The following is a 21,481-nucleotide window of genomic DNA, read 5'->3' as shown; positions in this document are numbered from 1 at the left end:
CGATGTTCTCTGTGTTTTCCCGTCTCTATGTAGGGCTGGTGACAGGTCTTGCGTTAACGATTGGCTTGTTCCTTTTTATGGGGGGCGAGTATATGCGCAAAACAGAAGTCAGTGTTTTTCTCAACGATGGTGCTTACTTTGTTGATCAATACATTGAACAACGAGGTACGCCGGACTCTCTCTACAAAAAGTTAACGGCAAACGGAAAGCAAGATTTCTTCATCTTTGATTTAACGCTTGTCGACAATTGGGATGGCACGCCACCTTGCTTGGACTGCGAGTTACTTTATCGAATGCAAGGCGTTCCGGTCTATTTGATTGATGGAAGCATATACGCCGCAGTGTTTCCTTTGCCTAATACCACTCAGAGCTTAGTGTTTAAAGAAAAGAGTGATTTTTTCAGTCCGGATATTGATTGGGATGAAGACTCCGAAATCATCTTTATTTTGACGCTACTGCTCACGGTGATTTGTAGCCTCGGAGTTATGGTATACATCCCTGTACGAAGGTTGGATCGTCAGATTCGACAACTGACCAAGGCACAAGGATTATTTGGCTCAGGTGAGCTGAATACTCGCGTTAAGTTGGAACAATACTCTTCACCGATTAAAGAGCTGGCGAACGGCTTTAATGGTATGTCTGAAGAAATCGAAAGAAGAGTGCGTCAAACACACATTTTCACTCAAGCCATCCCTCATGAAGTTCGAACGCCACTTAGTCGAATCCAATTAGCCACTGATTTAGCAAGGCGTACTGAGGGTGAGATGCAAGCTGAACTGCATGATGACATTGAGCGTTACGTAGACGTCGTTACGGATCTGACATCCGACATCGTGATGCTTTCTCGACTTAGCCTTAAGAACCATTCGTTACAAGACTCTATCGAAACGATTGAGTTGCCTTTGTGGTGCAAGAGTCGCATGAATTATCGTGGGTTAGAACAAGCAAAGCTGACCGTTGAAAATGCTCTCGATTACCAGTCTATCCATCTACAGCCAACATTAGGGAACTTGGTTCTGGATAACTTACTGCAAAACGCAAAACGTTATGGGGAATTCAGCGTAGAGGTCACGATTCGTTCTGTAGAGCACTTTTGGATTGTTGATATTGAAGACGATGGTCCTGGCATTCCGGAAGAGAAACGTGAAGAAGTGTTTATCCCGTTCTCACGTTTAGATGGGAGCCGTAACGCCGACGTGAAAGGGTTTGGCTTGGGGTTAGCCATTGCAACCAGTGCAGCAAGGCAACTGGGTTGGGAGCTTTCTGTCGGCGAAAGCCATTTAGGTGGGGCGCGCTTTACGGTGCTTATTCCTGCCAACGATTAGGGTAAGCACTACGATAATCTGGTTCTACTATACCTTCATATAAATCGTCACAAGCTTGAAGCGGACCTACCACAGTTCGGTACGGCAAGACTCCCGCCCAAACGGGAAGATCCATGTCTTCTGCATCGTCGTTGACGCCAAAGTTACTGACTTTGACCGATGCTTCCGCCAAGGAGATGCGCAGTAACATGGTCGCTTTGAGCTCTTTTTCGTTACTCAAACGCACTTCTTCGGTTCGACCTGGCGCAATTTGCTCAATAAAATGATTCAGAAGTCTGTCTTTCTCATTATTATCTTCTACGACTTCAAACTGCCCAAAGACGACGGCACTGCGATAATGTGCGCTATGATGAAAAGCACTTCGAGCTAACACCCAACCATCAAATAAAGTAAAGGTTAGGCACGTTTGTACTCCTTGTTTGAGCGAGCGTAATAGCCGGCTGTTGTTCGCGCCATGGATATAGACATAATTGTCGACACGCCAAGCCAACATAGGGATAACCACCGGACCCGTATCATTGGTTATTGCAATATGAGCGATCAAGCTTTCGTCTATTATGGCGTGTAGCTTATCGACATCCGTCACCGCCTTATGTGCGCCTTTCTTTATCTCGGTTCTATTGGTGCTGGATAACATTTTTTCTCCTTATTTACTCATATGGGTAAGCACTTGCTCCTCAATCTTTGATTGCAATGTAGCGCTTAACTGGTAGCTTAAAGAGAGCCAGTTTTAACTTATGGATGGATCCAGTTTGTCTTTGATTGATATTGGTGACTTGTACTTAAAGCACAGTGATGGGACGCGTCAACAGGCGCTATTTTTCGCAATTCGCGAGAAAATTGTTCAAGGATTGTGGGCAAAAAACGGAAAGTTACCTTCAACACGAAAACTCTCACAAGGGCTTAATATCAGCCGGAATACGGTGATCGCAGCCTATGAGCAGTTGGTGGCGGAAGGTTATTTAATCAGCCAAAAAGGCTCGGGATTTTATGTCGCAGTGGAATTACCAGAGCAGTATCTGCCTGAGCCTAATTCAGAAAAGAAGGGCTTATCACCGAAAAGTAACTTTGATATCAACCGTGCATTTGCACCGGGTGTGCCTGATTTAGACGCATTTCCGATGGCTCAATGGCAAAAGTTACTCGCACGCCATATGTCTCGCACGTGCTTGTTGGGCAATCAAGATATTCAAGGAAGCTGGGCATTGCGTTGCGCTTTAGCTAACTACCTTGCATCAAGCCGCTCTGTGAGCTGTTCCCCTGAGCGGATAATTATTACCTCCGGGGCTCAGCAAGCGTTGTCGATTGCCACTATGGTTACTCTTAAGCCGGGTAGCAAAGTCTTGATGGAACAACCGGGCTACGCGCAAATGCGTAAGTTGATTCAATTCCAGCAATATCAATTTGAGCCACTCTATATTCGAGAGCAATTGGGTTTCGATGTGGAAGCGGTAACGGCCAGCAATGCAGATGCTTTATATGTCACGCCAAGTAACCAATATCCGATGGGCACAACGCTTAATACCGAACAAAGAGGAAAGATCATTAACTGGGCGGTGCAACAGTCACGTTGGATTATCGAAGATGATTACGACAGTGAGTTTCAGTTTGCCCATCGCCCATATACCAGCTTGCAAGGGCTTGCAGCCCAAATGGGACGTGATGATCGCGTTCTTTATGTAGGCTCTTTTAGTAAAGTCATGTTTAACGGGTTGCGGCTTGGGTATCTTGTTGTACCGGATGCTTTAGTTGAAGAATGCTTAGTGATTAAAGATGCGCTAAGCGGGGATTCTCCCTCTCATACTCAAGAGGCTTTGGCTGATTTCATCACTGAAGGAGGGTTACTCCGCCATATTCGTAAAATGCGTCGACTGTACAAAACCAAACATGAGCAATTGTGTATGGCGATAGAAAAACACTTTGGTGATAAAGTTAAGGTGATCAGTCAAGCTGCCGGTCTTCATATCACGTTGAAGTGGCAACATGGTATTGATGAGAACGAATGGACACAGCGAGCGAAGATTCGAGGTATCGTGCTGCGCCCGATGAGTTTTTATGAGCACCCAGAGTATAAAGTGCGAGATTGGCAAGGAGTGGTTCTTGGTTATGGCAATGTCGCGCTTGGTGAGATTGATGCTCTGGTTGAACAGATTTCTGAGCTGTTTGAATAAGAGTATCAGTCTTGCTCAATCACCCGTTTAGGGTTCTTTTTTCGCCATTGCTTCCACGGTAAAGACAGCACGGCAAAAATAGTGATGGCGTAAAGCATAGACCAACCCAAACAAATGAACACTGCGGTGCACAATACCAAAGAAATTCCCGCGAGCGTCTTTCCCCAGCCTTGCAACAACTTATAAGCGGCAAGCATAGCAAGCAGGTAGACCAGAACAAAAATGCCATTCGCGAGCTTAAGGAAGAACTCCAAATCCAGTCCCGATAGCGAACCAATAACACAAGAAGCAAGCAAAATTGCGCCAACGACTAGCGTTGCATTGGCAGGAACGCCCCGAACGGACACTCTCGCGATAGCACTGGTTGGCTTGTGTTCTCTTGCTTGCGCCCACACCATTCGAGCCAGACTTTGAGTGTAGAGGTTTACACTAGCGAAACATGCTGAGAAACCAATAATACTGATAAGCCATTTCGCATGATCACCAAATAGATGTGCGCTCAACCAAGGAATTGATGCGCTGTCGAACTCAGCACTGCCGTAAGCACCAAACTTCAATATCACGACAGAACATGCCCAATAGGTTGCTCCCGCGACAAAGCAGCCAACGATGATCGCGATCGGGAAGTCTCGTTGCGGGTTCTTAAACTCTTCTCCCATGTGTGCAAAGGCTTCTATTCCGACAAAACACCAGAACATGACACCAAGCGCTGCAGCAACTGACCATGTCGAATCCGTCGTTATCTTAGGCATGCTTAAATCAACAGGTCCCACATCGCCTTTCCATAAAAATGCACCGACTAAAGCAAAAATGCTCAATGCGATGACCGTCTGTAGCCGCCCCGATGATTTAGTACCAAGTAGATTAACGACCACTAGCAGAGCCACTGTGAGAATTTGAGCGAAAAGGTGGTTACTAATGGGCTCTGGTAACAGTTGTTGTAAAAAGCCAGCGGCAAGTGCGACAGCAGCAGGGACACCAACAGGAATAACACTAACAAATAACCACGCGACGCTGCTCTCTAGTTTGCTATTAAATGCTTTACGAACAAAATACGCCGTGCCGCCAGCACTTGGATAGCGCTTGCCCAACTGAGCGAAAGTCAAAGCGATGGGACAAATAGCAATGAATAAAATAATCCAAGCCCAAAGTGAGAAGTGCCCTGCAATGCCAGCGGCAATCGCTGGAATCATAAATAGACCCGTGCCCATTAAGGTTGTCGATAGCTGACCAATTCCTGATATCAGCGTAATGTCTTTTTTGAGTTGTTCCATAACGACCTCGAACATCTAGGTAATGCAAGCCACAAGCATATCTAAATTCTGCATATCAAAATGATGTTGTCGACCGTCAAAATGACGGTTGTTTTACCGATAAACAGCAAATTGTCGGTTTTCAATAAGTTGTAATTGAGTAGAATGAAAAAATTAAGGAAAGCTTGGTGATGTTATGGACAAATTTGATCATCAGATCATAGATCTATTACGGCAGAATGCCCGTCTCTCTATTACTGAAATCTCAGAGCAAGTTAGCTTGTCACGTTCTGCTGTGACAGCTCGAATCAAAAAGCTTGAAAATGACCAAGTGATCCTTGGCTATCATGCCGATATTGCGACATCCAAAGAGTCGACGATTTGTGCGTATATGGCGCTGAAGTTTGATACATCAGCCTCTAGTCATCACTGTGATAACTACGCGAATGATCTGTACAAAATTGATGGTGTGAAATGGTGCCATGCAATCAGTGGTGAAACCGATATGATGCTGTTTGTCGAAGTTCCGAATATCGCTCGCCTCAACGAGATTCGAGATTATATCCAAAGCTATCCAGAGCTTCGTAACGTGATGACACATACCGTGTTAACGGAGTTTTTCAATACGACAGGGAGCAAATTCGTAAAATGACCGAGAAAGACATCGTCCTCAACTTCTGGAAAGTAATGGCAAGCAATGACTTCTATGCAGCAGCGGAACTCCTTGCGCCTGATTGTGAAGTAGTTTGGCCACTGACGAAAGAAGTGATTCGTGGCAGAAAGAATTTTGCCCAATTGAACTCTGCTTATCCAGCAGAAGGTGAGTGGACCTTTACTATAGAGCGTATCGTAAGTGACGGTGAGCAAGTGGTCACTGACGTTATAGTAAGCGATGGCGTTCGTTCCGATCGGGCGATTACTTTTCACACCGTGCGAGATGGGTTGATTTGCAAACAAGTTGAATACTGGCCAGAAGAGTATGCCGCCGCAGATTGGCGCGCGAAATGGGTAGAACGTGCTGAATAACATCAATCTGAATCTGCTGCGTTCTTTGCATGTATTGCTTGAAGAGTGCCATGTGAGCAAAACTGCCGAGCGTTTGCATATCACCCAATCGGCGGTAAGCCGTCAGTTAGCACAGTTACGTGAGTTGTGCGGCGATCCCTTATTGGTTCGGCAGGGGAACCAACTGATTCCAACGCCAAGAGCACTACTTCTAAAAGAGAAGTTGGACGACTTATTGGCTGAGTTCGATCATCTTCTCGATGACAAGCCTTTTGAACCCGCAGATTGGAAAGGGGAGCTAGTATTGGCATCGAGTGACTACGTCGCACAATACGTACTCCCTGACATTGCCTCGCACTTGAGTGGCTTTGCTCCTCGGTTGGATATGGCGTATCGATTGTGGCAACCAGACTTTCTAGATAAGCTTCATGAGACTGGTATTCATATCGCGTCTTCCATGTATCCAGAGAAGCCTCAAAGTGTGTCTAGTGTGAAGATTGGCGAAGACTCATCAGTCTGTTTGATGAAAGCCTCTCACCCTTTAGCAAAGCAAGATAGCATCAGCGTTGAAGATTTAATTTCTTACTCTCATATCAAAGTAACAGGCGGTGGAGATAAAGATTCTTACACCGATTTAGCGTTAAGAGAGCTAGGGCATACACGTCATGTCACGTTCAAAGTGCCTTTCTTCTCTGCTGCTATCAATCGCCTAGTTTCTAGTGAACATCTGATGGTGGTTCCAGAGCATATTGCGGTCAATCTCGCAAAGCATTGGGACTTAGCCCATAAAGCACTACCTTTCGAAACGCCTATTCATCAGTATTGGTTAATGTGGCATCCAAAATACGATACGGATCCTGCACATAAATGGGTGCGCGAAGAGATTCGTTCGGTCATGCAGATTTCAGAGTATTCCATTCGATAATAAATGCATTGTTGCCTTATGATTTCAAATCATGGCTAGTATGAAAAACTTTGATTTCTAATTATACCTATTCCATTGATAGATTAGCGTCAAAGAGGGGAGATTCTTATGACACTAACAGTTTGGCTATCACTTTTTACCGTGTGTTTACTAGGGGCGATGTCGCCAGGACCGAGTTTAGCGATTGTTGCTAAGCACTCGTTGGCTGGTGGTCGTGTGAATGGTTTGGCTACCGCATGGGCACACGCGTTTGGTATCGGTATTTATGCTTTCATTACCTTGATCGGTTTGGCCGTGGTACTTCAACAAAGCCCATTGTTATTTAAGACTATTAGTTTAGCTGGTGCAGCTTACTTGGCGTATCTTGGTTTCAATGCATTGCGTTCAAAGGGGGGCGTAGCGGCGAAGTTAGAATCCGGTGAAGAGACGACGGTTTTGCAATCGGCGCGAGAGGGTTTTCTGATTTCGATTCTAAGTCCGAAAATTGCACTGTTCTTTATTGCACTGTTCAGTCAATTTGTTGCGTTAGGTAATGACCTAAGTAACCAAATGATTATCGTCGCGACCCCATTTGTTGTTGATGGTTTGTGGTATACGTTCATCACATTGGTATTGTCTAACTCACGAGTTGTTGACCGTATTCGCTCAAAGGCAGTATTGATTGACCGACTGTCTGGCATCGTTTTAATGTTGCTGGCAGTGCGTGTGGTTGTGACGATTTAACCAAGTAGAATGCACTGCTCATGAAGTTAAAAGGCTACCGTAATGGTAGCCTTTTTTGTCGATGACCAATAAAAAAACATCCTAACTCTTAACGAGATAGGATGTCAGCAAAGAAGGTTGCTCAGGAACATAGGGGGAGTGTGGAACCTTCAGAAGCGTTAGCGACGAACTTCTTCAAACTCGCCTTCAATTGCGTCGGACTTACCCGTATTGAATTCATATTCTTCATGCATTTCTCGCTGCATTTGCTTTACGCGTTTTTCAATACGTTTACCAGTGATTAGGGCTGCGATGGTCAATGGAATCGCCATGATTAGGCTAAATACCAAAGTAAAAAAGCCAGTAATCAGTGCCAATGCAGTAACGATAATTCGATTCATAATCATGACCTCTCTTTCAATCTATGGGTTCATACTACGATTTTGAATATGAACGAAACATGAACATACCCAAATAACCTCAAAATTCTAGTTTCAGCAAGACAATTTGCCCTAGGGAGCGTGTTACTAACGCCAATTCTTTGATAAATCCCTCGGCAATAGTGAACTTTTACGCAAGCGATTTATCTTTGAACTAGCGCTAGTAACAACGCTCTGAATTCTGAATATTGAGGTCATTTGGGTATCTAACGTTCAATTTCGCATCGATTTGTCTGAGGAATGTCAAAGTGTCTTAAAACGAAAAAACGCCTGAGGGTCATCAGGCGTATAAGCGGGGAAGTATATTAGTAATGCGCAAGGCGCTTATTATTTAAAACAAATGCTGGGGTGTTGCTCGTTACACATTGTGGTTAACGTTGTGGAGCAAGGTTCACCTTATCGAGGGAATGTTTGGTAACGAACACCCATCATTTGTTCCATACAGTGTACAACTTGACAGCTGTAACCAAATTCGTTGTCGTACCAGATGTACAGTACACAGCGCTTGTCTTGAGCGATGGTTGCTTGACCGTCGACCACACCTGCGTGGCGAGAGCCCACTAGATCGCTTGATACGATTTCTGTCGAATCTGTGTAATCGATCTGCGCAGAAAGCTCAGAGTTTAATGCCATTTCACGTAGGTATTCGTTCAGCGAATCACGGTCTACATCTTCACCCAAGTTAAGGTTTGCAACAGCCATTGATACGTTCGGAGTCGGTACACGAATTGCGTTGCCTGTAAGCTTACCTGCAAGTTCTGGAAGTGCTTTTGCTACCGCTTTCGCTGCGCCTGTTGACGTAAGAACCATGTTCAATGAAGCACTACGACCACGGCGATCGCCTGAGTGGAAATTGTCGATTAGGTTTTGATCGTTGGTGTAAGAGTGAACGGTCTCAATGTGTCCAGAAAGCACACCGTACTTGTCGTTCAGGGCTTTAAGAACCGGAGTGATAGCGTTAGTCGTACAGCTCGCTGCGGAGATGATAGTGTCATCTTCTTGAATCACAGATTCATTCACACCAAATACGACGTTCTTGATGTCGCCTTTACCTGGTGCAGTAAGCAGTACTTTTTCTGCACCGTTACACGCTACGTGTTGGCTTAGACCTTCGGCATCACGCCAAACACCCGTGTTATCAACAACAAGTGCGTTGTTGATACCATAAACCGAGTAGTCCACATCACTTGGGCTGTTAGCGTAAATGATTTGAATGTAGTTACCGTTCACGATCAGTGCTTTACGCTCTTCATCAATCACGATACTACCGTTGAATTGTCCATGAACAGAGTCACGACGTAGCAAGCTAGCACGTTTTTCTAGATCGCCTTTCTTTCCGCCCCGCACAACAATTGCACGCAGACGAAGCGGGTAACCCGGACCACTCTTTTCAATCAGCAGGCGAGTCAATAGGCGGCCGATACGACCGAAGCCATAAAGAACCACGTCACGAGCTGCTAGAGAAGAGTCGGCATCACGAGCACCTTGAAGTGCTGTGTGTAAAAAGTCGCTAAGTGCGGCAGTATCTTCGTGATCTTTCCAGTACATACCAGCAAGCTGACCAACATCAACACGACAAGACGAGATGCTCATTTCGCACAGCGCTTGGATGATTGGCATGGTTTGTTCAAGAGAAAGAGGGCTTCCGGTGTAACGTCTTGCAATACGGTGAGTTTTGAGAATGTCGATGGTTGTTGCGTTGATAAGTGTTTTACCAAACAGAACCACTTCGATTCCTTTTTGACGATATAACTTACCAATAAGAGGGGAAATAGATTCAGCAATCGTTTGGCTAGTTTGCCAGTCTTGGAGATATTTCTCTGGACTCATTGTTGTTTTGGACCTTTCACGTTTTGGGGGCTGACCTTACTTTCTGCTGTTACCTCAACGGTAGAGCGTGAAGTGAGGGTGTTTTGTAATTGGGTTGTAATAATTATGTGTGCGGATTGTACGGGTGGAGGTCTTATTCTGCTAGGAAAAATAAATCCAGTTAAAAGTGTGGGGTATGATTCATTTTTTGGCTTATTAATGTGACTAAAGCGGTGTTTTATAGGGATTGACTTTTCCTATCTATAAAACTTATTTCGCGACAATAAAGGTTCATCTCAAAGTGAGTATATGTAACAAGGTGAACTTCCTTTTAAATAATGTGATATGGATAATCTTTAACACTTAAATGGTAAACGTTTTTCGCCATTTTAGGCGGTATCTTTAAGTTCGCCCATGGTATGAGTTGGTTTAACTAAATCTGTTTAAAAATGATGCAGCAAAATTTTGCAAGCAATCACATTTTTCCTTCTTATGACCTCAATGTATAGAAGGGTAATGAGTGTTGTTTTTAGCCGTTTGGGCAGTTCAGACCGATTAAGTTGCCGATAAAACACTTCATACAAGTTCATATTCAATCTATGAAAGTGGTCTAGTATTAATTCGAGAGCCTTTTCCTAACACGGGCAAACGGATGATAAAACTTTCTATAAAATTACGTTTAGCTCTACTCGCACTGTTACCCGCGGTGGTTATTTCTGTGTTTGCCGTTCACCAATTTGTCGTTAACTCTCAAAGAGTCGATCAACTCAATCAAACGGTCAGTAATATTCAAGGGTTGAAACTGATTTCCGAAGCGTCTCATTTTGTCTATGACATGGAGAAGGAGCGTCATCGATATGGAGAAGAGCAGCCTTTACCAATTGAAGTGAAAGTACAACGTGATAGAGCGCTTTCTATCTACGAGAAGTTTATACAGAACAGTTATACTGCCGAGTATTCTGATGACCTTAAGCGAGCGATGTTAGATTTGATCTCTGGTGACTTGAGAGACAGTGTGGATGCCGGAGATTGGTCGTTTCGCCTGTTGCAAGAAATGTCTCAATCACTGGTTCAACATAATCACTTGTTTGATAGTGATGAAGCACATTGGATGCAAGATTTCATCGCTTATCTTGCTCAACTTTCTTACTGGACGCAAAAAGAAGCTTGGTTGACGTATCGGTTGGTGCTACAGCCTGATAGCCAACCGAATCAAAATATGTTCTTTCAAGCCATTGAGCGCCAACAGCAGAGTCTGGAAGGATTCTTAAAGTTAGGTGCATCAAATGAGCAGGTAGAAAAGCTCCTTAGTTTGTATACGTCTCCTCGTTATTTGTCGAGTATCGAAGCCCGAGGACGTTTATTGGCAGGAGAGATGTCCCAATCTGACTATGTGACTTATTTACGAGATCTTGACCACCGTGTTCAACGTTTGCAAGTCATTACCGCGGGTTTCACGCAACAGGTTGAAAGTGCATTGTTGGTCCAAGTCAGTTCGCAAAAGCAGAGCATTACGCTAATGACCTCGGGCGTGATGGTCATCATCATCCTGTTATGTTGGTTAGGCTTTGGTACTTGGTATCGTGTGCATAGTAAATTGGACTCGATTATTTATTCGCTTAACACCTTAATCCATGAACATGTAAAAGGGGAGAAGGTGGTGGTTGATGGCAATGATGAGTTCACGATCTTTGCACAACAAGTTAATCGAATGATGGAGGAGCAAAACCGACAAACAGAAGAGATTTTGCAAACCAAAGAATCTGCTATTTCGGCAAACCGCGCAAAGTCGGTCTTTCTTGCAAGCATGTCTCATGAAATTCGAACCCCTTTGAACGGGATTATCGGGATGACAGAGATCCTGTCACAAAGCGAACTTTCAGATCATCAAAAAGAAGTTTTAACCGATATTGATACCTCGTCGCATACCTTGCTCACGTTACTTAATGACATCCTTGATCTATCTAAGATTGAATCAGGTCATTTACAGCTTTCTCTTATCGAAACAGATATTCGCGAAGTCGTGTACCAATCGATGATTTTGTTCCAGTCCAAAGCCACGTCCAAGCAATTAGAACTGAATATCAATTTAGATGAGCGTATTCCCGCGCGCATCAAGGTTGATGACCATCGAATCAAGCAAATCGTCATGAACTTGGTATCGAACGCGGTGAAGTTCACAGAGAAGGGCTGCATCAATGTGGATGTTGACTACCAAGAATCCACCACACAAAAGAGCGTATTTTTGACTTTTCGAGTATCTGACACCGGTGTAGGTATAGAAAAGGACAAGCTTGATTCCATCTTCGAGCCTTTTACTCAAGAAGACGAAGGTATATCACGTCAGTTTGGAGGGACAGGACTAGGCTTGGCCATTTGTCGTCAACTGGTGGCTATGATGGGCGGCAAGTTAACCGCGACGTCTTCAAAAGGAGTGGGAACCAGTTTTGAGTTCTCAATTGAAGTGGAAGTGTTGCCGACCGTAGGTTGGCGCTCAGAAACCATTCGTAACGGTATTCTCATTGGAGATAACTACGCGTATGCCGATCAAATTATGAAAGAGTGTCGTTTAGCTGGTATTCAGCTTTCAGAGGTAAGCAGTATTAAGGATTTACCGACTTCTACAAAGGGGCTGGAAGTGATCTTTTATTGTCATGATGGCAGAGTGGCGTTGGATTCTGTAATAGACGAGTTAGCGCGTACGGTTGATATTAGCCGAATCATTGTTTGCCAACATCATTTGATCTCTACCTACACCAATTCTGAGCGTATTCATTCTGTGCTGACTTTACCTTTTTTAGGTAACCGCTTTAGGCATGCCATTGATGAACTCGCACACATTGAACAAAATACTCAAAGTTACCATGTCACACATTCGGCAGTGGTTCATAATATCAACCAGTCACGTACACATCGTCGCATTTTGATTGCTGAAGATAACTTGATGAACCAAAAGATAGCCAGCTTTTTCTTAGATAAGGCGGGATACGATTATCTGATTGCCAGCAATGGGCAAGAGGCATTAGAAGCCATCACTAAGGGGGAGAAGTTTGATGCAATTCTTATGGATTGCATGATGCCAGTTATGGATGGTTTGACCGCAACAAAAGAAATTCGCCGCTGGGAGAAAGAAGTAGGAAGTGGGAAGATCACCATTATTGCTTTGACAGCGAGTGTGCTCGAAGAAGATATTCAAAACTGCTTTGCTGCGGGAATGGATGCTTACTTACCGAAACCTTACAAGTCGAATCAACTGTTTGAGTTGTTTAATGAACTAAAGCTTGCTTAAATCGTGTCTGCGAGCCGAACTCCTTACGGCTTCTAGAACGATAAAGAAAAGGAAGTAACATGTTCAAACTTGCTGTGATCGGGACGAACTGGATCTCTCAACAATTTGTTGAAGCTGCGCTCCAGACCAAAGAATTTTGTCTTCAAGCTGTGTATTCACGTGATGTTGAGAAAGCGTGCGAATTTGGCAAGCCTTATAATGCGCAATCTTATTACGATAGCTTAGAAGCATTAGGGGCTGATAACGATATCGATGCCGTTTACATAGCGAGTCCAAATTCGTTGCATGCGCCTCAGGCAATGCAAATGCTTAAAGCGGGTAAGCACGTGATTTGCGAAAAGCCGATGGCTTCAAATTATCCTCTTGCTCAGGCGATGTTTAAGACCGCTGAAGAAAATAACGTCGTGTTGTTCGAAGCTTTCATGTCACCATATACGCCGAATTTTCAAGTGCTAAAAGACAGCCTACCAGCGATCGCCCCTCTTCGTCATGCCACGATCAGTTATTGTCAGTACTCTTCTCGATATCAGAAATATTTAAATGGCGAGAATCCAAATACATTTAATCCAGAATTTTCCAACGGTTCGATTATGGACATCGGTTACTACTGTGTTGGCTCCGCGATTGAGTTGTTTGGCGAGCCTCACAGCATAGAAGCAAGTGCTCACATTTTGCCTTCTGGCGTCGATGGTTGTGGCAGTGTGACGTTGGCGTATGACGGCTTTAACGTGAACCTATTACATTCCAAGGTAAGCGATTCGCTAATCCCAAGTGAATTCCAGGGTGAACAGGGCAGTGTGCTGGTAGATATGATTGCCACAGGACGTGGTGTTGAGCGCATTTTGCGAGGTGAGAGTAAACAAGTACTAACATTGCCTCAAGAAGAGAACCACATGTTCTACGAAGCGCAAGCATTTGCTAAGCAACTCAAAGTTGGCTCGATTGATCCACAAATGAAGCAGCGCTCACTTATCGTTGCTAAAGTGCTCACTGAGGTGAGAAGACAGACTGGTGTTGTGTTCCCAGCGGATAAAGTGGCGCTAGGCTAACGTCTTTCTTTACAAACGCTGCCCCAAGGGTTCGGCTAGGCGTCCCCATCTGAGTGAAATTTAACCGCGAAAGATCAACAGACCCTAGTGTATAAAAACCATAAAGCCCTCAATGCGAGGGCTTTCGTTTTTCTTGCTTATTTAAGCGGCAGCATGAGCTTCTGTGAGCTTACGAATTGTTTTTCTATAGGTTAAGTAAGCCGCGATACCAGCTAAGATATTACCCAAACACGCGCCAATAAGTAGCCCTTGAATCCCACCCATTTGTGCGCCGATCCACAAACACGGAAGGAAGAACAAAAATAGGCGCAGTGCCGAAATGGTCAGTGCCGTGTAGGACTTACCAAGGGCGTTACAGATCGAAACCATCAACATACATACACCAAGCGAGCCCAAACTGATAGGTACAATCATCAAGTGCATTTCAAGTACATGGGTGACTTGCGCGTCGCTGGTCATCAATAATGCCAGTGGGTCTGCAGCGATAAACGTAATCACAGCAATCAGCAATTGGAAACCAAGTATGAACTTAACCGCAATCGAGATGAGAGACTGAATGTCGGTGTAGTTTTTCGCTCCTAGTAGACGACCAACCATCGGCGGCATTGACATCGTCAGTGCAAGTACAGAAACAATAGCAAAAAACTCATAACGAGAGCCTAACGCCCATGATGCTACCGCTGCGGTACCAAAGCCTGCCAATAGCTTCGTCGCCAGCATAGAAGAGAGTGGTGGTAATAATTGGCTGATCATTGCCGGTCCCATAATGTGACCGATGGAGCGAACGCTTTTCACAACATCCAGCTCTTGCCATTGGAACGTCGCCCAGTGATTTTTTTGTACGCGAGGCGCCACAACCAAAATGCCAAACCCGAACGCGATTATCGTAGCGATAGCGGCACCGTTGATGCCTAAATCAAAGGTGAAAATGAATAGTGGATCGAGCACTAAGTTCACCACACTGGTGACCATCATCATGGTGCCTGGCAGCATAGTATTACCGTTAGAACGACAAATACTGTAATAGAAGTACAGCACAGCACCCGTCCATGAGCTTAGCAACCACCATGGCCAGTAGCTGTCGATAATTGGCATGACGGTTTCTGGTGCGCTTAATAAAGAGAGAATAGGGTAACGCAATAACCAAATGATCAAACCAAGTACAGCTACGCCGACAGAGCCAATCATTAGGACTAACCCACCTAATTGTTTTGCGTAGTGGGTGTCGTTTGCTCCTAGTGCTTTCGATATCACTGCGGTAGTGGCAATACCCAAACCAACTTGAATGCCAATAACCACCATTTGTAATGGTAAAGTGAAGCCTTGTGCCGCAAGTGGTAAAACGCCCAGTTGCCCAATGAAGGCACTGTCGACAAGTTGGAAGCTCATCAATGACAATACGCCAAACAGCATTGGCCAGGTCATAGTGAAAAGTTGTTTTGCTAACGTTGGTTGCACGCTAGAAGAAGTAGAAGACATAGAGAAATTGGGTGTTTTGGGAACAAGAATTGGTGTTATTGTACACACTGGTTTTGTAAGTTACAAAAAGAAACCCCGAGCAAGTTATCCCTGCTCGGGGTTAAATTCTACAACTATTTGGGCTTATTTTTTGCCGCTAGTTTGTTTGTCTTCTTCAGTCAGTTCGCGAATACGACGGCTGATGTCACGACGTGCTTTAGAAATTTCTGCACTCTTGATGATGTGATCGTCAACGCGGTCTTCGTAGTCTGCTTTCATGTTCTTGATGATTGCAACGATTTCGTCGTGAGACATTTCTGGTTTGATGTAGTCTAGAAGGTTTTCTAGTAGGTCTACACGTTTACGGTTGTCACGAACTTTTTTCTCGTTATCAAGCAGCTCACGTTTTAGTTTGTTTTTACGACGAGCTTGGTTCACGATTTCAAATACGCTACTCATGGTTCCCTTTCCTAATTTGTGAATATCTGATTCGATTAAAGCACAACATCTCGTGGCATAACAGTCTTTAGATCAAACGTCATGCTGGGTTGGACATTTATCCATCAATTCTGATGTGGCATTAACAATCGAGTGTTAAAAGCGTGAATGTTGCTCACTTGAGTGAAGGGACTCGTTGTCATGGTGGAGCCTTCGCTATATCATCAACTTCATTCAATACAAAAATATGAAGCTCGAAATGAACTCTGGGACTATTGCGGAGCAAGTCGAAAGCCAAGAGGTCGATAACCAAGACGATTCTTTGGCTACCAAACTCAAAGCAGCGTATGTGGCTGCTAGAACGCAACTCGAAATCACTGAAGTCGAACTCAATCGTTCGAAGATAATGATGATTGACGAGAATGGAAAAATGACCAAAGTGTCGATTCTATCAGAGCATTAAGACCTAACCCGATTCGCAAAGGGTGTCAGGTCCATGCGCTATGCTTTAGCCTGATACCCAAATTCAAATGCAACAATAATAAGGAAATGCATTATGAAAGTTGAGCTAACGGCAATTGAAGCACGAGTAATTGGCTGCTTAATCGAAAAAGAAGTCACCACCCCCGACCAATACCCCCTAAGCCTTAATGCGCTGACGAACGCATGTAATCAAAAAAGCAACCGCGAACCTGTCATGTCATTGTCTGAAGCAGACGTACTAGACGCGGTTGATGCACTCATCGAGCGTCGTCTTGTCAGTGATGAAAGTGGTTTCAATAGCCGTGTCAGCAAATACCAACACCGATTCTGTAATACCGAGTTTGGCGACCTACAACTTACCGAGCAAGAGAAAGGCATCGTATGTTGCATGCTGCTTCGTGGTGCTCAAACCCCTGGCGAAATTCGCACGCGCACTAATCGCCTAGCAACATTTAATGATGTAAAGGAAGTTGAAAACGTTCTTGAGCACCTTGCAAGCGAAGAGAAAGGACCTCTTGTGGTTAAACTGCCTCGCGAGGCGGGCAAGCGTGAATCACGTTACATGCATCTATTTTGTGGTGAGGTAGACATCAGTGAGTTGGCTGTGGCAAGTGCGGCGCCATCATCAGCCGGTTCTGAGCGCATTAGCCAGTTAGAACAAGAAGTGGCAGAACTTCGTGCAGAGCTGACCGCATTAAAAGAACAGGTTGAATCTCTGCTTTCATGAGTGAGACTGCCGAGCAAAATTGGAGCGTCTATCTAATCCGTAATAACCGCAATGCGCTGTATTGTGGTGTAACGAATGATGTGGATCGACGCTTCAAACAGCATCAGAGCGGGAAAGGTGCAAAAGCACTGAAAGGGAAGGGACCATTAACCTTGGAATGGTTCTCTTCTTTTGAAAGCAAAAGCGTCGCGATGAAAGCGGAATACTTTATCAAGCAACTGACTAAAGCTAAGAAAGAGCTCTTAGTCAGCGAAGATGCTGAAATTTGCATCGATGAAAAACATGCTCTTGCATTTCAAACACGAGTGAAGTGTTCAAATTAATCAATGATTTTCGCAAGTGATATTTTCGACCAATATTGAGCTGTACAACTTCTAATCAACTAAAAAGTCCAAATATGTGCTGCTAGTTCAATGTTGGGCAATTTGAATTAACACTATGCGTATTAGAGAGCAAACCGCCTTCAAATGGCGGTTTATTTTTGTCTATTATGGGTATCATTTCAGGCGACAGTAACACATAATACATTGATGCCCTGCTAGGCTTAATATCAAAAAAATTTATATAGAAGCGGGCAATTTATGGATATCAGAATTATAGGGTAAAGGATGACTCGGCTAGGTAATAAAATAGAGCAGTTCCATGCTCCATAAAAAACTAAAAGAGCAACAGATGAAAAAAGCGTTACTATTTTCCCTGATTTCTATGGTCGGTTTCTCTCCTGTTTCACATGCAACGCAAGTGCTCAATGGCTACTGGGGTTATCAAGAGTTCTTGGATGAATTCCCGCAGCAGCGAAAACTCACTAATGCTTTAGCAGAAGCCGTTCGTGAACGTCCTGTACCATTCTCTAAAAACAAAAAGCGTCCGCTTAAAATATCCGTGGTTTATCCGGGGCAGCAAGTATCTGATTACTGGGTACGAAACATTGCGGCATTTGAAAAGCGCTTGGACAAGCTAAATATCAACTATCAGATCAACCAAGTTTTCACACGCCCTAATGCGGATATTAAGCAGCAAAGCTTGTCGTTAATGGAAGCGCTGAAGAGCAAATCCGATTATTTGATTTTTACGTTAGATACAACCAGACACCGCAAATTTGTTGAACACGTTCTTGATTCAACAAACACCAAATTGATCTTACAAAATATCACGACACCAGTGCGTGAATGGGATAAACATCAACCGTTTTTATATGTCGGATTTGATCACGCGGAAGGTAGCCGTGAATTAGCGATAGAATTCGGAAAGTACTTTCCGAAGCACACCTATTACAGCGTGCTCTATTTCTCGGAAGGGTACATTAGTGATGTGAGAGGTGACACGTTTATTCATCAGGTTAACCGTGATAATAACTTTGAACTACAATCAGCGTACTACACTAAAGCAACAAAGCAGTCGGGATATGATGCTGCAAAAGCAAGTTTAGAAAAGCACCCAGATGTTGATTTTATTTATGCGTGCTCGACTGATGTTGCGTTAGGCGCTGTTGAGGCGTTAGCAGATTTAGGGCGAAGTGACGTTATGATCAACGGTTGGGGCGGTGGTTCAGCAGAGCTTGACGCTATTCAGAAAGGCGACTTAGATATCACTGTCATGCGTATGAATGATGATACTGGTATTGCCATGGCAGAAGCCATTAAGTGGGATTTGGAAGGAAAACCTGTCCCAACCGTATATTCCGGTGATTTTGAAATTGTTACCAAAGCTGATTCACCGGAAAGAATCGAAACGCTGAAGAAGCGTGCATTTAGATATTCAGATAATTGATGACAATAACTCGATCAAACATAAAGAAGCGTCGCTCACTGGCGACGCTCATAACAAAGATCATCATTCTTGTTCTTGCTCCGATCATTCTAGGGATTTTTATTCAGAGCTATTACTTCTCTAAACAGATCATTTGGCAAGAAGTCGACAGAACGAAGCAACAAACCTCTGCATTGATCCACAATATATTTGATAGTCACTTTGCGGCGATTCAAATACATCATGACAGCAACTCAAAAAGTGAAGTGATTCGTGACTTTTACACCAATCGCGACACTGATGCACTTAACTTTTTCTTTCTCAGTATCGATCAAAGTGACCCATCGCACACGCCAGAGTTTCGCTTTCTGACCGATCATAAGGGCATCATTTGGGATGATGGTAATGCACATTTCTATGGTGTGAATGATCTTATCCTCGACAGTTTGGCGAACCGCGTCACCTTTAGTAATAACTGGTATTACATTAATGTGATGACCTCTATTGGTTCTAGACATATGCTGACGCGTCGCGTGCCAGTGTTGGATCCTGCGACAGGTGAAGTGCTTGGCTTCTCTTTTAATGTTGTAGTGCTTGATAACAACTTCGCTTTGATGGAGAAGCTAAAAAGCGAAAGTAATGTCGACAATGTGGTCCTTGTGGCGAATAACGTCCCTTTAGCTAACTCCTTAATTGGTGACGAGCCATACAATGTTGCGGATATTTTGCAGCGCAAAGGTTCAGAAAGAAGGCTCGACAAACTTCTAGTGATTCAAACTCCAATAGAAGTGAATGCCGTGACGACAGAGTTATGCTTGCTTACTGTGCAGGATAACCAAAGCGTTGTTACGTTACAGATCCAACATATCCTAGCAATGTTGGCTTCTATCATCGGTATGATCATGATTGCGTTGCTCACTAAAGAATGGATCGAGAGTAAGGTAGCGGCGCAGTTGGAGTCTCTGATGTCCTATACTCGTTCCGCGCGTGAGGAAAAGGGCTTTGAGCGCTTTGATGGCTCGGATATCGAAGAGTTCGATCATATCGGCTCTACTCTTGAAAGTACTTTTGAGGAACTAGAGGCGCAGAAGAAGTCATTCCGAGACCTGTTTAACTTCGCGTTATCACCGATTATGGTGTGGTCTGAGGAAAGTGTTCTTATCCAAATGAACCCTGCAGCACGCAAAGAGCTCGTTATCGAAGATGACAATGAAACCATGCATCCTGTCTTCCAAGGCTTCAAAGATAAATTGACACCTCACCTAAAGATGGCAGCGCAAGGTGCGACGTTAACAGGCGTCAACGTTCCAATTGGGAATAAGATTTACCGTTGGAACCTATCACCAATTCGTGTCGATGGTGATATCAGTGGCATCATTGTGCAAGGGCAAGACATTACAACTCTGATTGAAGCGGAAAAGCAAAGTAATATCGCACGTAGAGAAGCAGAGAAGTCTGCACAAGCTAGAGCTGATTTCCTTGCGAAGATGAGTCATGAGATCCGTACTCCAATTAACGGTATCTTAGGTGTTGCGCAATTGCTTAAAGACACGGTAGAAACTCAAGAGCAGAAGAGCCAAATTGATGTTCTGTGCCACAGTGGTGAGCACTTACTTGCCGTACTGAATGATATTTTGGATTTCTCCAAGATAGAGCAAGGTAAGTTTAATATCCAGAAGCACCCGTTCTCATTCTCCGATACGATTCGCACATTGGAAAATATCTATCGTCCAATCTGTACAAATAAAGGTGTTGAGCTGGTTATCGAAAACAAACTGGATCCGAATGTCGAAATCTTTACGGATCAAGTTCGACTCAACCAAATTCTGTTTAACCTTGTTAGTAACTCCGCCAAGTTTACTCCGTCGGGTTCTATCCGGATCCATGCCGAGCTTGAGCAATTTTATGGTGCAGAGAACAGTGTATTGGTTGTTGAAATTACTGATACGGGGATCGGGATTGAGTCGGACAAGTTAGACCAAATGTTCGAACCGTTTGTACAAGAAGAAGCAACAACAACACGAGAATACGGTGGTAGTGGTTTAGGCTTAACCATCGTTAAGAATCTTGTCGATATGTTGGAAGGCGATGTTCAGGTTCGTAGTAGTAAAGGGATGGGCACAACTTTCGTTGTGACATTGCCGGTAAAAGACCGTGAGCGTGTATTCCGACCGTTAGAAGTCAGCCAACGCGTTAAGCCTGAAGCTTTGTTTGATGAGAGTTTGAAAGTGTTGCTGGTGGAGGACAATCACACCAATGCCTTTATTCTCCAGGCGTTCTGCAAGAAGTACAAAATGCAGGTTGATTGGGCAAAAGATGGATTAGAGGCGATGGAGTTTCTCGCGGACAATACTTATGACCTTATCTTGATGGACAATCAATTACCGCATCTTGGTGGTATTGAAACAACTCATGAGATTCGTCAGAACTTGCGACTTGGTACGCCTATTTATGCCTGTACGGCTGATACAGCTAAAGAAACTAGCGATGCATTTATGGCGGCAGGGGCGAATTATGTCTTGCTCAAGCCAATCAAAGAAAACGCATTACATGAAGCGTTTGTCGATTTTAAGCAGAGATTTTTGCTAGAACGGACGTAATGCAGAAATAGCAAAGGGAGCATGATGCTCCCTTTTTAGTTCTTTACGGTTGAGAACC

19 protein-coding genes are annotated in these 21,481 nt (G+C 44.1%); 13 read left to right on the top strand and 6 right to left on the bottom strand.

Annotated features, from left to right (window positions below; translation table 11 throughout):
* Positions 1-2 precede the first annotated feature (2 nt).
* Positions 3-1,325: an ATP-binding protein gene (locus AACR11_RS17765; protein WP_029790057.1), complete on the top strand. Its 1,323-nt coding sequence runs from the start codon at positions 3-5 to the stop codon at positions 1,323-1,325.
* Here AACR11_RS17765 and AACR11_RS17760 read toward each other — a convergent pair.
* Positions 1,306-1,962 (bottom strand): pyridoxamine 5'-phosphate oxidase family protein, encoded by a 657-nt coding sequence (locus tag AACR11_RS17760; RefSeq protein WP_029790056.1) that lies wholly within the window; start codon positions 1,960-1,962, stop codon positions 1,306-1,308. The two genes, AACR11_RS17765 and AACR11_RS17760, sit on opposite strands and share 20 nt — an antisense overlap.
* A gap of 100 nt (positions 1,963-2,062) precedes the next feature.
* Between AACR11_RS17760 and pdxR the strand changes: the two genes are divergently transcribed.
* Entirely contained in the window at positions 2,063-3,496 is a 1,434-nt protein-coding gene (gene pdxR, locus AACR11_RS17755; RefSeq protein WP_029790055.1) for a MocR-like pyridoxine biosynthesis transcription factor PdxR, read from the top strand.
* A 5-nt stretch (positions 3,497-3,501) separates the two neighbouring features.
* Here pdxR and yjeH read toward each other — a convergent pair whose 3' ends face one another.
* Positions 3,502-4,770 carry an L-methionine/branched-chain amino acid transporter gene (yjeH, locus tag AACR11_RS17750; RefSeq protein ID WP_029790054.1) on the bottom strand — a complete coding sequence of 423 codons (1,269 nt, stop codon included), beginning with the start codon at positions 4,768-4,770 and terminating at the stop codon, positions 3,502-3,504.
* Between the two features lie 175 nt (positions 4,771-4,945).
* Here yjeH and AACR11_RS17745 point away from each other — a divergent pair, with 175 nt between their 5' ends.
* The 4 genes from AACR11_RS17745 to AACR11_RS17730 all read left to right on the top strand — a co-directional run bounded on the left by AACR11_RS17745 (position 4,946) and on the right by AACR11_RS17730 (position 7,402).
* Positions 4,946-5,401 (top strand): Lrp/AsnC family transcriptional regulator, encoded by a 456-nt coding sequence (locus AACR11_RS17745; RefSeq protein ID WP_017188717.1) that lies wholly within the window; start codon positions 4,946-4,948, stop codon positions 5,399-5,401.
* Positions 5,398-5,775 (top strand): nuclear transport factor 2 family protein, encoded by a 378-nt coding sequence (locus AACR11_RS17740; protein ID WP_009703354.1) that lies wholly within the window; start codon positions 5,398-5,400, stop codon positions 5,773-5,775. The genes AACR11_RS17745 and AACR11_RS17740 overlap by 4 nt, the downstream gene beginning before the upstream one ends.
* Positions 5,765-6,679, top strand: coding sequence for a LysR family transcriptional regulator (locus AACR11_RS17735; RefSeq protein WP_029790053.1), 915 nt, complete (start codon positions 5,765-5,767; stop codon positions 6,677-6,679). The genes AACR11_RS17740 and AACR11_RS17735 overlap by 11 nt, the downstream gene beginning before the upstream one ends.
* Positions 6,680-6,787: 108 nt before the next feature.
* Positions 6,788-7,402: a LysE family translocator gene (locus AACR11_RS17730; RefSeq protein ID WP_005433441.1), complete on the top strand. Its 615-nt coding sequence runs from the start codon at positions 6,788-6,790 to the stop codon at positions 7,400-7,402.
* 158 nt (positions 7,403-7,560) lie between these two features.
* Here AACR11_RS17730 and AACR11_RS17725 read toward each other — a convergent pair whose 3' ends face one another.
* Both AACR11_RS17725 and AACR11_RS17720 read right to left on the bottom strand, forming a co-directional pair.
* Positions 7,561-7,782 carry a hypothetical protein gene (locus AACR11_RS17725; RefSeq protein WP_029790052.1) on the bottom strand — a complete coding sequence of 74 codons (222 nt, stop codon included), beginning with the start codon at positions 7,780-7,782 and terminating at the stop codon, positions 7,561-7,563.
* A 435-nt stretch (positions 7,783-8,217) separates the two neighbouring features.
* Positions 8,218-9,651 (bottom strand): glyceraldehyde-3-phosphate dehydrogenase, encoded by a 1,434-nt coding sequence (locus AACR11_RS17720; RefSeq protein WP_005433296.1) that lies wholly within the window; start codon positions 9,649-9,651, stop codon positions 8,218-8,220.
* Positions 9,652-10,282: 631 nt separating this feature from the next.
* Here AACR11_RS17720 and AACR11_RS17715 point away from each other — a divergent pair.
* Both AACR11_RS17715 and AACR11_RS17710 read left to right on the top strand, forming a co-directional pair.
* Positions 10,283-12,919, top strand: coding sequence for a hybrid sensor histidine kinase/response regulator (locus AACR11_RS17715; protein ID WP_029790051.1), 2,637 nt, complete (start codon positions 10,283-10,285; stop codon positions 12,917-12,919).
* A 59-nt stretch (positions 12,920-12,978) separates the two neighbouring features.
* Complete coding sequence (locus tag AACR11_RS17710; RefSeq protein WP_029790050.1) at positions 12,979-13,968, top strand: Gfo/Idh/MocA family protein; 990 nt, start codon at positions 12,979-12,981, stop codon at positions 13,966-13,968.
* A 141-nt stretch (positions 13,969-14,109) separates the two neighbouring features.
* Here AACR11_RS17710 and AACR11_RS17705 read toward each other — a convergent pair whose 3' ends face one another.
* A complete protein-coding gene (locus tag AACR11_RS17705; protein ID WP_029790049.1) occupies positions 14,110-15,447 on the bottom strand; it encodes an MATE family efflux transporter in 1,338 nt (445 codons plus the stop codon).
* A gap of 123 nt (positions 15,448-15,570) precedes the next feature.
* Positions 15,571-15,885, bottom strand: coding sequence for a DUF496 family protein (locus tag AACR11_RS17700; RefSeq protein ID WP_005453573.1), 315 nt, complete (start codon positions 15,883-15,885; stop codon positions 15,571-15,573).
* Between the two features lie 238 nt (positions 15,886-16,123).
* On the opposite strand from AACR11_RS17700, the gene AACR11_RS17695 reads away from it, so the two are divergent.
* From AACR11_RS17695 to luxQ, 5 genes are all read left to right on the top strand, one after another.
* Complete coding sequence (locus tag AACR11_RS17695; RefSeq protein WP_009696233.1) at positions 16,124-16,327, top strand: hypothetical protein; 204 nt, start codon at positions 16,124-16,126, stop codon at positions 16,325-16,327.
* A gap of 93 nt (positions 16,328-16,420) precedes the next feature.
* Positions 16,421-17,074, top strand: a complete 654-nt coding sequence (locus AACR11_RS17690; protein ID WP_005453575.1) for a YceH family protein — start codon at positions 16,421-16,423, stop codon at positions 17,072-17,074.
* A complete protein-coding gene (locus AACR11_RS17685) occupies positions 17,071-17,397 on the top strand; it encodes a GIY-YIG nuclease family protein (RefSeq protein ID WP_005453578.1) in 327 nt (108 codons plus the stop codon). The genes AACR11_RS17690 and AACR11_RS17685 overlap by 4 nt, the downstream gene beginning before the upstream one ends.
* Before the next feature lie 349 nt (positions 17,398-17,746).
* Positions 17,747-18,844: an autoinducer 2-binding periplasmic protein LuxP gene (locus AACR11_RS17680; protein ID WP_029790048.1), complete on the top strand. Its 1,098-nt coding sequence runs from the start codon at positions 17,747-17,749 to the stop codon at positions 18,842-18,844.
* On the top strand, positions 18,844-21,423 hold the full coding sequence (gene luxQ, locus AACR11_RS17675) for a quorum-sensing autoinducer 2 sensor kinase/phosphatase LuxQ (protein WP_029790047.1): 2,580 nt from the start codon (positions 18,844-18,846) through the stop codon (positions 21,421-21,423). The genes AACR11_RS17680 and luxQ overlap by 1 nt, the downstream gene beginning before the upstream one ends.
* Positions 21,424-21,481 lie beyond the last annotated feature (58 nt).

The organism is Vibrio sp. L85, from assembly GCF_963871815.1.
Classification (GTDB): domain Bacteria; phylum Pseudomonadota; class Gammaproteobacteria; order Enterobacterales; family Vibrionaceae; genus Vibrio; species Vibrio harveyi.
This window is presented reverse-complemented; position numbering and strand designations above follow the sequence as displayed.

What these genes read in the sequence shown, in the direction of transcription:
- AACR11_RS17765 (WP_029790057.1), top strand. Translation starts at nt 3, where the DNA reads ATGTTCTCTGTGTTTTCCCGTCTCTATGTAGGGCTGGTGACAGGTCTT.
- AACR11_RS17760 (WP_029790056.1), bottom strand. Translation starts at nt 1,962, where the DNA reads ATGTTATCCAGCACCAATAGAACCGAGATAAAGAAAGGCGCACATAAG.
- pdxR (WP_029790055.1), top strand. Translation starts at nt 2,063, where the DNA reads ATGGATGGATCCAGTTTGTCTTTGATTGATATTGGTGACTTGTACTTA.
- yjeH (WP_029790054.1), bottom strand. Translation starts at nt 4,770, where the DNA reads ATGGAACAACTCAAAAAAGACATTACGCTGATATCAGGAATTGGTCAG.
- AACR11_RS17745 (WP_017188717.1), top strand. Translation starts at nt 4,946, where the DNA reads ATGGACAAATTTGATCATCAGATCATAGATCTATTACGGCAGAATGCC.
- AACR11_RS17740 (WP_009703354.1), top strand. Translation starts at nt 5,398, where the DNA reads ATGACCGAGAAAGACATCGTCCTCAACTTCTGGAAAGTAATGGCAAGC.
- AACR11_RS17730 (WP_005433441.1), top strand. Translation starts at nt 6,788, where the DNA reads ATGACACTAACAGTTTGGCTATCACTTTTTACCGTGTGTTTACTAGGG.
- AACR11_RS17725 (WP_029790052.1), bottom strand. Translation starts at nt 7,782, where the DNA reads ATGAATCGAATTATCGTTACTGCATTGGCACTGATTACTGGCTTTTTT.
- AACR11_RS17720 (WP_005433296.1), bottom strand. Translation starts at nt 9,651, where the DNA reads ATGAGTCCAGAGAAATATCTCCAAGACTGGCAAACTAGCCAAACGATT.
- AACR11_RS17715 (WP_029790051.1), top strand. Translation starts at nt 10,283, where the DNA reads ATGATAAAACTTTCTATAAAATTACGTTTAGCTCTACTCGCACTGTTA.
- AACR11_RS17710 (WP_029790050.1), top strand. Translation starts at nt 12,979, where the DNA reads ATGTTCAAACTTGCTGTGATCGGGACGAACTGGATCTCTCAACAATTT.
- AACR11_RS17705 (WP_029790049.1), bottom strand. Translation starts at nt 15,447, where the DNA reads ATGTCTTCTACTTCTTCTAGCGTGCAACCAACGTTAGCAAAACAACTT.
- AACR11_RS17700 (WP_005453573.1), bottom strand. Translation starts at nt 15,885, where the DNA reads ATGAGTAGCGTATTTGAAATCGTGAACCAAGCTCGTCGTAAAAACAAA.
- AACR11_RS17695 (WP_009696233.1), top strand. Translation starts at nt 16,124, where the DNA reads ATGAACTCTGGGACTATTGCGGAGCAAGTCGAAAGCCAAGAGGTCGAT.
- AACR11_RS17690 (WP_005453575.1), top strand. Translation starts at nt 16,421, where the DNA reads ATGAAAGTTGAGCTAACGGCAATTGAAGCACGAGTAATTGGCTGCTTA.
- AACR11_RS17685 (WP_005453578.1), top strand. Translation starts at nt 17,071, where the DNA reads ATGAGTGAGACTGCCGAGCAAAATTGGAGCGTCTATCTAATCCGTAAT.
- AACR11_RS17680 (WP_029790048.1), top strand. Translation starts at nt 17,747, where the DNA reads ATGAAAAAAGCGTTACTATTTTCCCTGATTTCTATGGTCGGTTTCTCT.
- luxQ (WP_029790047.1), top strand. Translation starts at nt 18,844, where the DNA reads ATGACAATAACTCGATCAAACATAAAGAAGCGTCGCTCACTGGCGACG.